The organism is Carboxydocella thermautotrophica (assembly GCA_003054495.1).
Taxonomy (GTDB): domain Bacteria; phylum Bacillota.
The window spans coordinates 835,734-848,721 of record CP028514.1 but is presented as its reverse complement, the minus strand read 5'-3'; the positions used below and the strand labels follow the sequence as shown (position 1 = coordinate 848,721).

The window sequence follows — 12,988 nt, the reverse complement described above, 5'->3', positions numbered from 1 at the left end:
TTCCCCCCTACTCCAGAAACTCGATACCGGTAATCCAGCCTTCCACTACCGCTTCTTCCGGCAATATTCCCCTTAATACCAGATCCTTGCCTTTCAGCAGCAATTGTCCCTTCTCCAGCTGAAAGCGAACTCTTTCCGGACTGTATTCCACTACCCCCCGATGGTTTTCCAGAATGGCCTGTACCTGGCCAGAGACAATGATTTTGGGCAAATTCAAAGTCACATCCCGGGGTAAATCCAGAATCTGGTTCAAATTCTGCCGCCAGTTCTTCCAGGACATAAAAATCCCCTCCTTTGTCCTCATCCATATTTATGAGGACAGGAGGGGTTATATGCCTGCCTGTTACCTGCCAAAAAACCATTTCCTGCCTTTACAGGGTCCCAGAATCTCCCGGGCCAGAATCGCCTGGCGCCAGTCCTCCCGTTGCCATTCCCGGGGCTCCAGCTCTTGCTCCCGCCTGGTTTCCCGCTGGCTTTGCTTTTCTTTTTTCCTTTTCTCCATCCAGACCTACTCCTTTCCCGCTTCCGGCTGGCGGGGTCCAGCGATACTATCCCGCATGCGGGTATCAGCCAGCAGGTTCTGCAGGGCATAATAGTCCATCGCCCCCAGCCTTCCTTCCCGTAAAGCCTGGGCCAGGGCCCGCGGTACTTCCGCCTCCGCCTCTACCACTTTGGCCCGCATCTCCTGCACCATCGCCTTCATTTCCTGTTCCCGGGCCACCGCCATCGCCCGCCGCTCTTCCGCCTTGGCCTGGGCAATCCGTTTATCCGCCTCAGCCTGGTCTGTCTGCAACTGTGCCCCCACGTTGCGCCCCACATCCACATCGGCAATGTCGATGGACAATATCTCAAAAGCTGTCCCGGCATCCAAACCTTTGGCCAGTACCGTTCGGGAAATCAGATCAGGGTTTTCCAGCACCGCCTTGTGGGATTCACTGCTGCCCACCGTGGTTACTACCCCTTCTCCCACCCGGGCGATGATGGTCTCTTCCCCGGCACCGCCCACCAGGCGGTCGATATTGGCCCTTACTGTCACCCGGGCGATGGCTTTTACCTCGATGCCGTCCTTGGCCACCGCTGAAATCAGGGGTGTTTCAATTACTTTAGGGTTCACGCTCATCTGTACAGCCTGCAGGACATTGCGACCGGCCAGATCAATGGCCGCAGCTCGCTCAAAAGCCAGAGGAATATTGGCCCGTTCCGCTGCAATCAGGGCATCCACAACCCGGTCCACATTGCCTCCGGCCAGAAAATGGGCCTCCAGCTGGTTGACACTGAGGTCCAGCCCGGCTTTACGAGCCTTGATCAGAGGGTTGACAATCTGGGCCGGCGGTACCCGGCGCAGCCGCATCCCGATCAGGGTGACAATTCCCACCGGCACTCCAGAAGCCAGGGCACTAATCCACAAACCCAGGGGAATAAAACTAAAAACAACGATGATGATAAAAAAGAGCAAAACAAAACTCAATCCCAGCCCAAGACCGGCTATTTGGGGTAAATACATGCTTCCATCCTCTCCTTTCCTTGCTCTCTTTACAATTATATCCGATTTGTTAAGCATATAACAACCATTTTTTGTCTTGCGCAGAGAACAGCACTGGTATATAATAAAATCAAACAGAAAGATCATTCGGTGGAGGTCATCAGATTGAAGAAAACGACGCCCGATACGGAGATCAAAAACAAAATTTACAATGTAGCGCGAAAACTGTTTGTGGAAAAAGGCTATCATCGGACCAGTATTCCCGATCTGGTCAAGGCGAGCGGCGTCAGTATCGGAGCTATCTACCACCACTTTCCCTCCAAGGAAGAACTGGCCCGAACCATCCATGAAGATGCGGTAAACCTGTTTCTGAACAAATATGACTGCTATGTCCGCCCCCGGCAATCAGGGCGCGAAAAGGTGAGATATTTTGTCAAAATGATGTTTGAATGGGCGGACACGGATTTGATCACCGTAAATTATCTATTACACGCCCGTCCCCCGGAAGTGCTAAACTGTAATTTTACTATCTGTACCGCTGAAGGTTTGGAAGCGGTCAAAGAAATTATCAGCTGTGGTCAGGCTTGCGGTGAGTTCAAACCTGTTAATCCCATATTGCTGGCCGCCATGGTTTCCGGCCCCATTATGAGAATGATCGAACTGAAAACTGACGGTGTCATTACCGAACCGTTGAGCAACCTGATAGATGAGACAGCGGAACTTATTTTCTCTGCCCTTAGAGCTTAAAATATTTTTCACATATACAGAAAGATTATTCTTTCTGTATATGTGATTAAATACACAATCAATATAAGCGGAGGAGGTAGAATTATGCAAACCCTAAAAGACATTTTTGGTAACCGTTTTCGGGACAATCAACTGGAACGGCTTTTGTACAGCCATGACGTCGGAGTGCTGCCAGCAGCAGTGAAAAAAACCTTCAATTCCATGCCTTCTGCAGTAGTGCAGCCGGAAAACAAACAGGAATTAATCGATTTAATGAAGTGGGCCAATGAAACCAGAACTCCGTTAATCCCCCGCGGTGCCGCTACATCAGGCTTCGGCGGAGCCATTCCCACCAAAGGCGGCGTAGTAGTGGACCTGATCCGCATGAAAAATATCATCGCTTTTGATCCGGAGCAACAAACTGTTACTGTCGAGCCAGGTATTGTCTGGGAAGAGCTGGATAGTTTTCTTGCCTCCCGCGGATATACCCTCAGGCTATATCCCTCCAGTTATCCCGGTTCCACTGTTGGCGGTTGGACAGCTCAAGGAGGAACAGGACTGGGCAGCTATCGCTACGGCAGTTTTAAAGATAATCTGGTGGAGGTAAAAGCTATCCTTGGCGATGGTACAGAAAGAACATTCTCTCTGCAAGACCTGGATTTGATTTACGGCCTGGAAGGTATCACCGGAATTATTTACGAAATTACTTTGAAAGTAATGAAGCAAAAAAATGATTTTCCCCTTGCCGCAGTATTTAACAATCTTTTGCCCTTACCCGAGCTTGTCAAAGAACTGGAAAACCATAATCTTCCTGTCTGGAACATAACGGTGCTGACACCAGAATTTATCGCCTTACATCAAAGCACTACCCGGGAAAAGGTGTTACCAGAGGATAAATACCTGGTCAATATTGTTTTATCCTCTCCTGATGAAAAACAGGTCGATATAGCGCAAACACTGATTGCCCGGGCCGGTGGTCAGCTGCTTTCTTCCGAAGCTGCTCACCATGAATGGAATAACCGTTTCTATACCATGCGCCTGAAAAGACTGGGGCCTTCCCTGATTGCGTCAGAAGTAATAGTACCCCTGGCAAAAGCCGCTGAATTTATTGGTGAAGTGGAACACAAATTCAAAGGAGAATTTGCTTTCGAGGGTACTTTCGTCGGGCAAGACGCCATTACCTTTTTAGGTCTGATGCCGGCTGATGAACGCAAACTCAATTTCCCTCTGCTCTATGCCAATTCCCTGATAATCAATGACATTGCCACCAAACTGGGGGGTAAAATTTTCGCCCTGGGCATGTACTTTACCGATTACGCCGAACAGCTACTGGGAAATAACCTGTTAAAACAGATAGTGAAGTTCAAGCAAGAAACCGATCCCCAGGGCATCCTTAATCCTGGAAAAATTCTTCCCCCCGGTCTGGATAAAAATTCACCCCTTAAGATGTTAAATACCGCCATAAAAGGTGCTACCATGGGTAAATCCCTATTAGGCGGGTTAACCAGCCTGCTCGGCGGAAATTCAGCTAAAGATCATATCGAGGAAAAAGCCAAAGGTCCCTTTTCCGGTGCTGTGTTGGCCGAAAGTTACATTTGCGCCCAATGCGGTTTCTGCCGTACTAACTGTACCGTATTTATGCCCGACCCCTGGGAATCCAATTCACCTAGAGGAAAGTGGTATATCCTGAACGAATATGCCAAAGGCAATATCGATCTGGATGAGACAGCAGTGACCGCCCTGTTTAACTGTACTACCTGTAAAAAATGCGATCTGGTCTGTCAGACCCTGTTACCCAATGCCCACCGGTGGCTGGAAATGCGACCTGCCGTCAATCAGGCCGGTTTTATCAACACCGGGCTTGAGTTAGTAAAAGATAATGTAGTTAACAGCGGTAACTTCTGGGGCGTGCCGGCAGAAACCAAAAGCTGGATTACCCCTGAAATCAAGTACGAGGAAGAAGGGGAAATAGCCTACTGGCCAGGCTGCTGGGCTTCCATTATCATGAAAAACATGCCGCAGAATATTGCGCGCATTATGAACAAAGCAGGAGTGCCTTTCGTCTATCTTGGTGCTGATGAAGGATGTTGCGGACTTTATCATGCTTTAGGTGGGTATATGGAAGAGTTCGGGGCCAAAGTTAAGGCCAACTATGAAAATCTGAAAAAACGAGGGGTTAAAAAATTACTCCTGTCCTGTCCCGGCTGTTTTGCCACCTTTACGGAAAATTATCCGGAGATGGCTCACCATCTGGGAATTGACTGGGATATTGAAACAGAACACGTGACGGTTTTCCTTAACCGCTTGTTGCAGGAAGGAAAATTGCGCTTCACCAAACCCATCAACGCTAAAGTTACTTACCATGATTCCTGCCACTGCGGGCGCTGGTTTAATATTTATGAAGAACCACGGGCAATCTTGAAAGCCATTCCCGGGATTGAACTGATTGAAATGGAGCATAACCGCGAAAAAGGCCTTTGTTGCGGTCTGGTCGCTTCCTTCCAATCCATTCCCACTGTCGGCTATTCCGGACAAAAACGGATTAATGAGGCCACAGCCACCGGAGCCGAGTACATTGTAACCAACTGTGCCGGTTGTGGCTCACAAATGAACTTTACTTCCAATATGCTCAACGCCAACGTCAAGCAAAAAGATATCACCGATTTGGTAGCTGAAGCCATGGGAATTGAAGAAATCTATGACCCAACAGCTGCGATTGCAAGCTATATGGAAGCCGCCATCAAACTGTTAACCCCAGCCTGCATAATGCTGAAACAGAAATACCATAAATAAAAAAGGCTATGAGAAAACCCGAGCCTTTATGGCCCGGGTTTTTCTTTCCTCACTACAATCCTTTGTCCCTCGACCTTGATTACTGTCACCTTTACACCTCCGGGGAGGTACTCCCCTTCTGAGACTACATCCACCACCTGGCCAGCTATTTCCACCTTGCCCGCCGGACGCAAAGGCGTCAGCGTCAGCCCGCTTTTTCCCACCAGTTTCTGCCAGGAAGGATCAGGGGCCAGATAACCGGCTTTGCTTTCCTGGTTATCGGTGAGAATGAGCTGATTCAGCAATCTTTTTTCTTCCATCCGCCGCCAGGCCCAGTAGAGAACAACGGCAGCAACCAGAATAGCCAGAGCCAGAGCAGCCAGCACCGCTCCCGGGGCATGCAGGGCCAGATAAAGGGCAAAGAGCATGAACAGGATACCCGCCAGTCCTACCAGCCCAAAACCAGGGATAACCAGGATTTCCACCAGTAAGGCCAGGAACCCGATCATGAAGATCAATAGCGCTTCCCAGCCGTTAAGATAAAACGCAGGATAAGGCAATTCCCTCTCCCTCCCTCTAGGTGAGCAATCGACTGAAATAGCCAATGAATTTTTTAATATCATCAAGATTTTCAGTAATTATCTGATATAGCTCTTCCGGTGTTATATCAATGTAACCATGAGCCATACGATTGCGATATCCGGCCAGCCCTTTAACTCTTTCTGCAAAATCCGCCGGAATTACCCCCAGCTTACCCAGTTCATCAATAATTTCCCGATAGGTACCCGGCCTTTTCTGTCCATTTTTGACAATAATATGTGAGCCAGCATCCAGAATTATATTTAAAGCAATATATAGATTGGCAAACACGATATCGCTATTGCGTTTGTCTGCTAAAAATTCCTCTTTACTCAGCTTTGCCATTTCAGCAAGATTAAAATATCTTTCCTTTAAATTTTCTAAATAGGCAAACAGGCGCGTTGAATTATAGACCACTTTCACCACCTCCGAACTCTTCCTTCAGGTTTTCCAGTAAATCCCTGGTCATTTGTTGCCAGACTGGTTCAAAATCCAGCCAGCGACGAACCACCATTTCCTCGAAATCAGTCCGGAAGTCCCAGTCAGTTTCAAAAATGACTTTACCATCATATACTATTTCCTTCTGCAAAACCAGAGGGGCATCATGTAAAAAAACAATGTCAACTTTATCAGTTTTAAGGATACCCGTAACATCAGCAATTAAGCTCATTTTTTCCTGCAACCCTGGATATGGTTGCTTAAATAAAAGAGCCAGGTCCCAGTCGCTATCCTCTCTGGCCTCACCGCGCGCCCGTGACCCAAACAGCCAGACCGCCACTACTTTATTTTTTTTCCACAATGGATGTAATAAAGCCAGTTCTTCCATCCTTCTCACCGCCTTTGCTACCATTATACCTGAAACAGGGGAAAAATGCCATTTTTTCAAACTTTCCATTGAATAATCATTCAAGCCCGTTCACCCAAATTTTCAAATTGTTTGTCAATTCTACTATATACCATTTATATGCTCATAACTTCCATTCAGGATTTATTTTTTATTATTACCGGAAATTGTACCGCTTTTTTTCTCTTTATGGCTTACAATTGATAACAGGAAATAACAAATTCAGGAGAGCTCTCCGGAAGGCAGGGGCCCGCCTTCCTCAAAACAGGAGGTGTGTGAAATGGCTAATTCATCCCGCGGCTGGGTTGTGACCCTGGCCGGGACGGGTATCAATCTGGCCCTGGGCGTGCTATATGCCTGGAGCGTCTTTGCCAAAGCTTTAACTGAACAGTGGAACTGGAGCAAAACCCAATCCTCTTTACCTTATACCCTGGCCATTCTGGTTTTTGCCCTGATGATGATTCCCGCCGGGCGCTGGCAGGATAAAGCCGGCCCCCGAATTGTAGCTACGGTCGGTGGCATCTTGACTGGTAGCGGCCTGATTCTGGCCAGCTTTTTCGATTCAGTAATGGGGATCACCATTTCTTTCGGCCTGTTAGCCGGGGCCGGCATAGGCCTAGGTTATGCCGCCGCCACCCCCGCTGCCGTCAAATGGTTTCCCCCGGAAAAGAAAGGCTTGATCACCGGGATTGTGGTCAGCGGTTTTGGCCTTGCTTCCGTCTATATCGCCCCATTGACCAACTACCTGTTAAAAGTATATGGAATCAATGATTCTTTCCGGATCCTGGGCATCGCCTTTCTGCTGGTCGCCACCCTGCTGGCCCAGCTGTTGACTAACCCGCCCGCTGATTACAAAGCTCCCGTGGCCAGCCCTGCGGGCAAACCCCAGAATACTGCTCCTGCTGTTAATGACTACAGTTGGCAGGAAATGCTGAAAACCCGGCAGTTCTATTTGCTCTGGCTCATGTTTGCCTGCGGCTCCCTTGCCGGGTTAATGATTATCGGCCATCTTTCCAAAATCGCCAAGGTTCAGCTCAATATCCAGTGGGGTTTTGCCCTGGTGGCTCTGCTGGCCATTTTCAATGCCGGAGGGCGAATAATTGCCGGGATCCTCTCTGATATTATCGGCCGTACCCGCACCATGCTGCTGGTCTTCGTGCTGCAGGCAATTGTCATGAGCCTGTTCGCCAAACTGAACACTCTGTCCCTGCTGGCCGCCGGCGCTGCCCTGGTTGGCTTCAATTACGGGGCCTGTCTCTCCCTCTTCCCCTCTGCTACCGCTGACTATTTCGGCACCAGAAACCTGGGGCTGAACTACGGGATTGTTTTCACCGCCTGGGGAGTAGGCGGTATGGTGGGACCGTTACTGGCAGGCTGGGTAGCCGATACCACCGGCACTTATACTTATGCCTATTATATCGCTGCCCTGCTCTGCGTCCTGGCCGCCGGCCTGTCTCTGGTGACGCGGGCTCCCCGCTCTGTCGCCCTTTTAGGCCAGGAAGAAAAACATGTGGCTTAGGGTGCTTAAGCTCAGAGATTAAAAAGGAAAAGGGGCTGAAAAAGCCCCTTTTTAACATTGATTAAGGTTCTTGTCCAGGCAGAAAGCTAAATTCTTCACCGGTTATTTTCCACTTACCATTTTCTTTAACCAGGCTAAATACATAATGTCCGCCATTTTCTGGCCTGAATTTTTTACCATTTGCCTCGATAAATTCTGACCAGGTGGTAATATCAGCCTGGGCAGTGGCTGAATCTCCATTGATAGTAATCTGAACGTTTTCGACTTTAGAGTAGCCGCCACCCCTGGCTCTGAACTTTTCCAGCTCTTGTTTGTCAACAGCTTGTTGTAAGGCGCTAATACGTTGTATAAGTAAGGGAGATTTGGAGCTGTAGATTTCCATCAAGCTGGATGTAATCTTATCATACATTATTCTTTTTACTTGATCAGGAATTTTTTCCTGGGGGGTTGATGCCTGAGGTTCAGGGAGTACTGGAAGAGACTGGCTTAATTCAACAGATTTTAAAATTGTCTGGCGAATCTCTGCCTGGTCATCGGCTGTATTTTTATCAACAAAGCCCAGACCTCCCCATATTATGACTAAGGCGGATAAGACAATAAGAGTACTGATAAATAAACTTTTCTTTGTAACTTGCATTATCTATTTGCCCCCTTTTCAAAAAGGTCTCATATCATAAATTACGGTGGTAGTCCATTTGGAATTGTAAGGGCGTAAGTGCCAAATGGCATAATATCTGTCAGTAGTATGCTGGTCTTGTAAATTACCAACATAACCGGAAGTAGGATCAGTCCCGTATCCTACCACAATAGCTGCATGGTCTTTAGAACCATCGTTATTCCAATCATAGAAAAGTATGTCACCTTCCTTCATATCAGAAGGTGTGGTAGGTTGCGGAGGATTCCATGAGTTAATCCAGGAGCCAGCTGGATTTTCTCTTAGGTAATTATAAAAGTGACTTGCTACTGACCAGGTTGTGGTATAATCCCATCCCCACCACCGTTTATATATATACCACATAAAATACTGGGATGATCCTGACTCATCAAAGGGTTTACCAGCACCCGTAGGGTCATGGATAGCCTGAGAAACAAAGTTTGTACAATCGTTATCAAATGATGGATAGTTAGAGTTTCGACTTTTTGCCCACTTTTCAGCATATGAAACAGCGCCTGTACTGTTGTATGCATGAACATGAGGGCTTAAAGTAAATATAAAAATTAAAACGACCAAAGTAATAGCCCAAATATAGGATTTACTTAAAATGCCACCTTTCAAATATAATCTCCCCCAATTCTTTGAAGTTTTTTGGGGCCCCGTAAGTAATAATAAAAAAAAACATTGTCAACTAATATTTTCCAAAAAGTTTCGTCAAATAACTTGTTTATCTACTACAATTCGACTTACGAACACTGGAACAGGCATTATGGAAGCGAAAACTACTTGAGGGAGAAATTAAACCTGTTATCAGAACAGATAATGGTCCACAAATCAAATTTCGTATTTTCCAGGAAAAACATTCTAGAAGCAGAATGCTTAAGCTTGTATGAGTTCCAAACATATGCCGAAGCCTACAAAGTAGTAAGTGATTTTATGAAATTTTATTAGATTGAGAGAAAAATCAACGAAAACTTGAGAATTTAAAAGTATGTATCCAAAATTAGGGGGTTAGCCCGTCCATTACTACCCCATTGACCATTACACCGGCCTGAAGATAACAGCGGATGAGCTTTAGCCCCGCTTCTTAAGCTACGGCTACTGCTACCTTTGCCGTTCGGGACTTCCACCCTATAGACAACGCCCATGCCGGGCGCACATCAAAAGCCCGGGATCTTCGATCCCGGGCCTGTTTTTATCCCAGATATTCCTTAACCAGATGATTGACCAGTTTGCCATCGGCCCGGCCTTTAATTTTCGGCATCAGATAGCCCATGACCTTGCCCATTTCCTTAGGCCCCTGGGCCCCGGTAGCTGCGATGGCTTCCTGGATCAGTTGCCGTAACTGGTTTTCATCCAGCTGTTCTGGCAGGTAAGGCAGCAGGACTGCCACCTCTGCTTCCAGCTGCTGGACGATATCCTCACGGCCAGCCTTGCGGTACTCCTCCATGGCATCCCGCCGCTGTTTGACTTCACGGGCAATGACTTCGATGATTTCCTCTTCCGTCAATTCCCGCTTTTTTTCAATTTCTGCGTTCTTGATAGCTGATTTGGCCATGCGAATGGTGGAGAGGCGGACTTTCCCGGCTTCCTTGGCTTTCATGGCCTCTTTCATATCAGCTGTCAACCGCTCTAACAGGGACATAAGGTAACCCCCTTAATTAGCGGAACTTACGCTTTCTGGCAGCTTCGGACTTCTTCTTCCGTTTAACACTGGGTTTTTCATAGTGTTCCCGTTTTCTCACTTCAGAAAGAACCCCGGCCCGCTGGCAGGATTTCTTGAACCGCCGCAGGGCGCTGTCCAGGGATTCGTTTTTACCCACGCGAACTTCAGACATCTGTTTCCCTCCCCTCCACTGGCACCCTAGCGCTAATTAAGCGCCTTGCCTATTATATCCTACAATACAAAGGGGTGTCAATAACCCCATTTAACCCGGCGGCCAGCCAAAGGGACGCCCGGCTAACAGGTGGTAGTGGAGGTGGAAAACAACCTGACCCGCATCCTTCAAATTATTGGTTACGAGTCGAAAACCCTTTTCCTCCAAACCCAGGTCCTTGGCAACCCGTCCGGCGACAAGCTGAAGGTGTCCCAACAGTGCTTCGTCAACTTCATCCGCAGCCAGCAAATGAGGGATGTGCTGCTTGGGAATAAGCAAAAGATGAATGGGTGCCACCGGGTTAATATCGTGGAAAACCAGCACTTTTTCATCTTCATATACTACTTTGGCCGGGATTTCCCTGTTGACGATCTTGCAAAAAATGCAGTCCTGCATAGTACACCTCCTTCCGCCGAATACTGGTTGCAACACTATATAATTCGCTATTTACCACAACAAATCCTGCTTATTGTCGCAAAAAATTTACAATCTTTCCCCAACCAGATAATCTCCACGCCATCCGATGAGGCGAACAGAAATTAGCTGTCCTCTTTCCTCTGGCCGGGCTGGTAACAAAACCCGTAAATAATTGGCGGTCAGGCCTTCCCAGAAACCATCTTTATATTCCTGTTCCACCAGCACTGCCTGGATTGTTTCAAGAAAACGCTGTCCATAATTGCGGGCCAGCTGTCGTCCCAGCTGGTTTAGCTCTTTCACCCGCTTTTCCTTCACCGCTGCCGGAACCTGGTCTGTCCGTTCTGCAGCAGGAGTTCCCTGACGTGGTGAGTAAGGGAAAACATGCAAGCGGGCAAAACCCATCTGGCTGATAAAGTCTTTAGTTGCGGCAAAGTGTTCCCCTGATTCCCCGGGAAATCCCACAATCACATCGGTAGTTATAGCCGCCTGGGGCAAAAATTCCCGCACCACTCCCAGCAGGCGGGCATACTCATAGGTGCTGTAATGGCGGTTCATTTCCCTTAAGGTTACATCACAGCCGCTTTGCAGGGGGATATGTAGATGGGGACAAACCTGTGGATAATCTGCCATTATCTCTAACAAGGCCGGTGTCAGGTCAGTGGGCTCAATAGAGCCCAGGCGTAAACGGCATATGCCTGTTTCCCGGCAGATTTTTTCCACCAGCCAGGCCAGGTCGCCCTCGCCGCCTTCCCGGCCATAGGCCCCGATACAGATACCGGTCAGAACCACTTCCTGATAACCCCGTTCCACCAGGGCCTGGATTTCCGCCAGCACCCGGGCTGGCTCCCGGCTGCGCTGGGGTCCCCGGGCATAGGGGATAATACAATAACTGCAGAAATTATTGCAGCCTTCCTGGATTTTGACAAAAGCCCGGGCCCGCCCCTCCTCTAGAACGGGAGCGATTTCCTCAAAAGCCGCTGCTTCCATGATATTCTCCACCCGGGCCAGAGGTTCCGTACCGGCGCGGGCTTCTTCCACCAGCTGCACCAGCTGCTGGCGGTCGCGGGTGCCCACTACCAGGTCTACACCCTCGATGGCCAGCACTTCCCCCGGAGCCGTCTGGGCATAACAGCCAGTCACCACCACCAGCCCACCCCGGCGGGCAGCCCGCCGGATCAACTGGCGGCTTTTGCGGTTGCTGAGATGGGTAACAGAACAGGTATTGATGATATAGACATCTGCCGGTTGTTCAAAATCCACTACCTGGTAGCCGGCCTGACGAAAGAGGGAGGCCATGGCTTCACTTTCATACTGATTGGTCTTGCAGCCCAGAGTAGCAAAAGCTACTGTTCGTTCAGCCATTAGGCTCACCTCCCAGGTCGCCCCAGAGATACTGGATCAGACTGATTGCAGTGATAGCCGCCGTTTCTGTGCGCAAAATCCGAGGCCCCAGGCTGATGCTGATGGCCCCCTTTTCCAGGGCCGCTGCTGCTTCCTCCGGGGTTATCCCTCCTTCAGGGCCAATGATGACAAAGACGCGGCGGGGGCCAGGAACCGGCAGAGTAGCAGCCAGCTGCCTTAACCCCCGGCTTTGCTCTTCTTCCCAGGGCAGAAGTAGCAGGTCCCCTGCCTGGATTTGCGGCCAGAGCTGTTCCCAGGTTGCAACTGGGTCCACTTCCGGCACCAGCCCACGGCGGCATTGTTTGGCCGCTTCCCGTACGATCTTGCGCCAGCGTTCCACTCGTTCGGCGGCTTTATTGCCTTCCAGCCTTACTACCGTCCTGGCCATAACCAGGGGGATAAAGCGCTTGACCCCCAGCTCTGTACCTTTCTGCAGTACCAGCTCCATTTTTTCCCCTTTGGGTAGCCCCTGAACCAGACAGATTTCCAGAGGGGATTCGGATAGGTCAGGCTGACGCTCCTGCCTGCGGGCAAACACCCTATCTTTAGCAATTTCCACAATTTCCCCGGAATATACATAACCATCACCGCAGACGGCCTCCAGCAGCTCTCCCGGTTTGGCCCGCAGCACCCGGGCCAAATGGTAGGCATCGTCCCCGGTGATGGTAATATACTGTTCACCGATTTGCTCTGGTTGGACAAAAAAGCGGGTCAT

At 49.1% G+C, this 12,988-nt stretch carries 16 protein-coding genes; 3 read left to right on the top strand and 13 right to left on the bottom strand.

Going from position 1 to position 12,988, the window contains the following annotated elements:
* Positions 1–7 precede the first annotated feature (7 nt).
* The 3 genes from yqfC to floA form a co-directional block, all read right to left on the bottom strand.
* Positions 8–280: a sporulation protein YqfC gene (gene yqfC, locus CTH_RS04175; RefSeq protein ID WP_078664985.1), complete on the bottom strand. Its 273-nt coding sequence runs from the start codon at positions 278–280 to the stop codon at positions 8–10.
* 63 nt (positions 281–343) lie between these two features.
* The gene (locus CTH_RS14095; protein WP_159071822.1) at positions 344–502 is read right to left on the bottom strand and encodes a hypothetical protein; all 159 of its coding nucleotides are present in this window, start codon (positions 500–502) and stop codon (positions 344–346) included.
* Positions 503–508: 6 nt separating this feature from the next.
* Positions 509–1,504: a flotillin-like protein FloA gene (gene floA / locus CTH_RS04170; RefSeq protein ID WP_078664984.1), complete on the bottom strand. Its 996-nt coding sequence runs from the start codon at positions 1,502–1,504 to the stop codon at positions 509–511.
* A 144-nt stretch (positions 1,505–1,648) separates the two neighbouring features.
* Between floA and CTH_RS04165 the strand changes: the two genes are divergently transcribed.
* Positions 1,649–2,230 carry a TetR/AcrR family transcriptional regulator gene (locus tag CTH_RS04165; protein WP_107753158.1) on the top strand — a complete coding sequence of 194 codons (582 nt, stop codon included), beginning with the start codon at positions 1,649–1,651 and terminating at the stop codon, positions 2,228–2,230.
* A gap of 84 nt (positions 2,231–2,314) precedes the next feature.
* A complete protein-coding gene (locus tag CTH_RS04160; RefSeq protein ID WP_107753156.1) occupies positions 2,315–5,002 on the top strand; it encodes an FAD-binding and (Fe-S)-binding domain-containing protein in 2,688 nt (895 codons plus the stop codon).
* A 26-nt stretch (positions 5,003–5,028) separates the two neighbouring features.
* Here the strand turns inward: CTH_RS04160 and CTH_RS04155 are convergent, their stop codons facing one another.
* The 3 genes from CTH_RS04155 to mntA are packed head-to-tail and all read right to left on the bottom strand — an operon-like array spanning position 5,029 to position 6,386.
* Positions 5,029–5,541, bottom strand: coding sequence for an NfeD family protein (locus CTH_RS04155; RefSeq protein ID WP_078664981.1), 513 nt, complete (start codon positions 5,539–5,541; stop codon positions 5,029–5,031).
* Positions 5,542–5,557: 16 nt separating this feature from the next.
* The gene (hepT, locus tag CTH_RS04150) at positions 5,558–5,986 is read right to left on the bottom strand and encodes a type VII toxin-antitoxin system HepT family RNase toxin (protein ID WP_143311990.1); all 429 of its coding nucleotides are present in this window, start codon (positions 5,984–5,986) and stop codon (positions 5,558–5,560) included.
* Positions 5,967–6,386 carry a type VII toxin-antitoxin system MntA family adenylyltransferase antitoxin gene (gene mntA / locus CTH_RS04145; protein ID WP_159071821.1) on the bottom strand — a complete coding sequence of 140 codons (420 nt, stop codon included), beginning with the start codon at positions 6,384–6,386 and terminating at the stop codon, positions 5,967–5,969. The genes hepT and mntA overlap by 20 nt, the downstream gene beginning before the upstream one ends.
* A 298-nt stretch (positions 6,387–6,684) precedes the next feature.
* Between mntA and CTH_RS04140 the strand changes: the two genes are divergently transcribed.
* On the top strand, positions 6,685–7,923 hold the full coding sequence (locus CTH_RS04140; RefSeq protein ID WP_078664978.1) for an L-lactate MFS transporter: 1,239 nt from the start codon (positions 6,685–6,687) through the stop codon (positions 7,921–7,923).
* A 61-nt stretch (positions 7,924–7,984) separates the two neighbouring features.
* Here CTH_RS04140 and CTH_RS04135 read toward each other — a convergent pair whose 3' ends face one another.
* From CTH_RS04135 to CTH_RS04105, 7 genes are all read right to left on the bottom strand, one after another.
* On the bottom strand, positions 7,985–8,560 hold the full coding sequence (locus CTH_RS04135; protein ID WP_078664977.1) for a nuclear transport factor 2 family protein: 576 nt from the start codon (positions 8,558–8,560) through the stop codon (positions 7,985–7,987).
* 18 nt (positions 8,561–8,578) lie between these two features.
* Positions 8,579–9,199, bottom strand: a complete 621-nt coding sequence (locus CTH_RS04130) for an amidase domain-containing protein (RefSeq protein WP_207656829.1) — start codon at positions 9,197–9,199, stop codon at positions 8,579–8,581.
* Positions 9,200–9,773: 574 nt separating this feature from the next.
* The gene (locus tag CTH_RS04125) at positions 9,774–10,223 is read right to left on the bottom strand and encodes a GatB/YqeY domain-containing protein (protein ID WP_078664976.1); all 450 of its coding nucleotides are present in this window, start codon (positions 10,221–10,223) and stop codon (positions 9,774–9,776) included.
* Positions 10,224–10,239: 16 nt separating this feature from the next.
* On the bottom strand, positions 10,240–10,416 hold the full coding sequence (gene rpsU, locus CTH_RS04120) for a 30S ribosomal protein S21 (RefSeq protein WP_078664975.1): 177 nt from the start codon (positions 10,414–10,416) through the stop codon (positions 10,240–10,242).
* A gap of 90 nt (positions 10,417–10,506) precedes the next feature.
* Positions 10,507–10,851, bottom strand: coding sequence for a histidine triad nucleotide-binding protein (locus CTH_RS04115; protein WP_078664974.1), 345 nt, complete (start codon positions 10,849–10,851; stop codon positions 10,507–10,509).
* Between the two features lie 87 nt (positions 10,852–10,938).
* Entirely contained in the window at positions 10,939–12,234 is a 1,296-nt protein-coding gene (gene mtaB, locus CTH_RS04110) for a tRNA (N(6)-L-threonylcarbamoyladenosine(37)-C(2))-methylthiotransferase MtaB (protein WP_107753154.1), read from the bottom strand.
* Positions 12,227–12,988, bottom strand: coding sequence for a 16S rRNA (uracil(1498)-N(3))-methyltransferase (locus CTH_RS04105; protein ID WP_078664972.1), 762 nt, complete (start codon positions 12,986–12,988; stop codon positions 12,227–12,229). Before CTH_RS04105 ends, mtaB begins: the two co-directional genes overlap by 8 nt.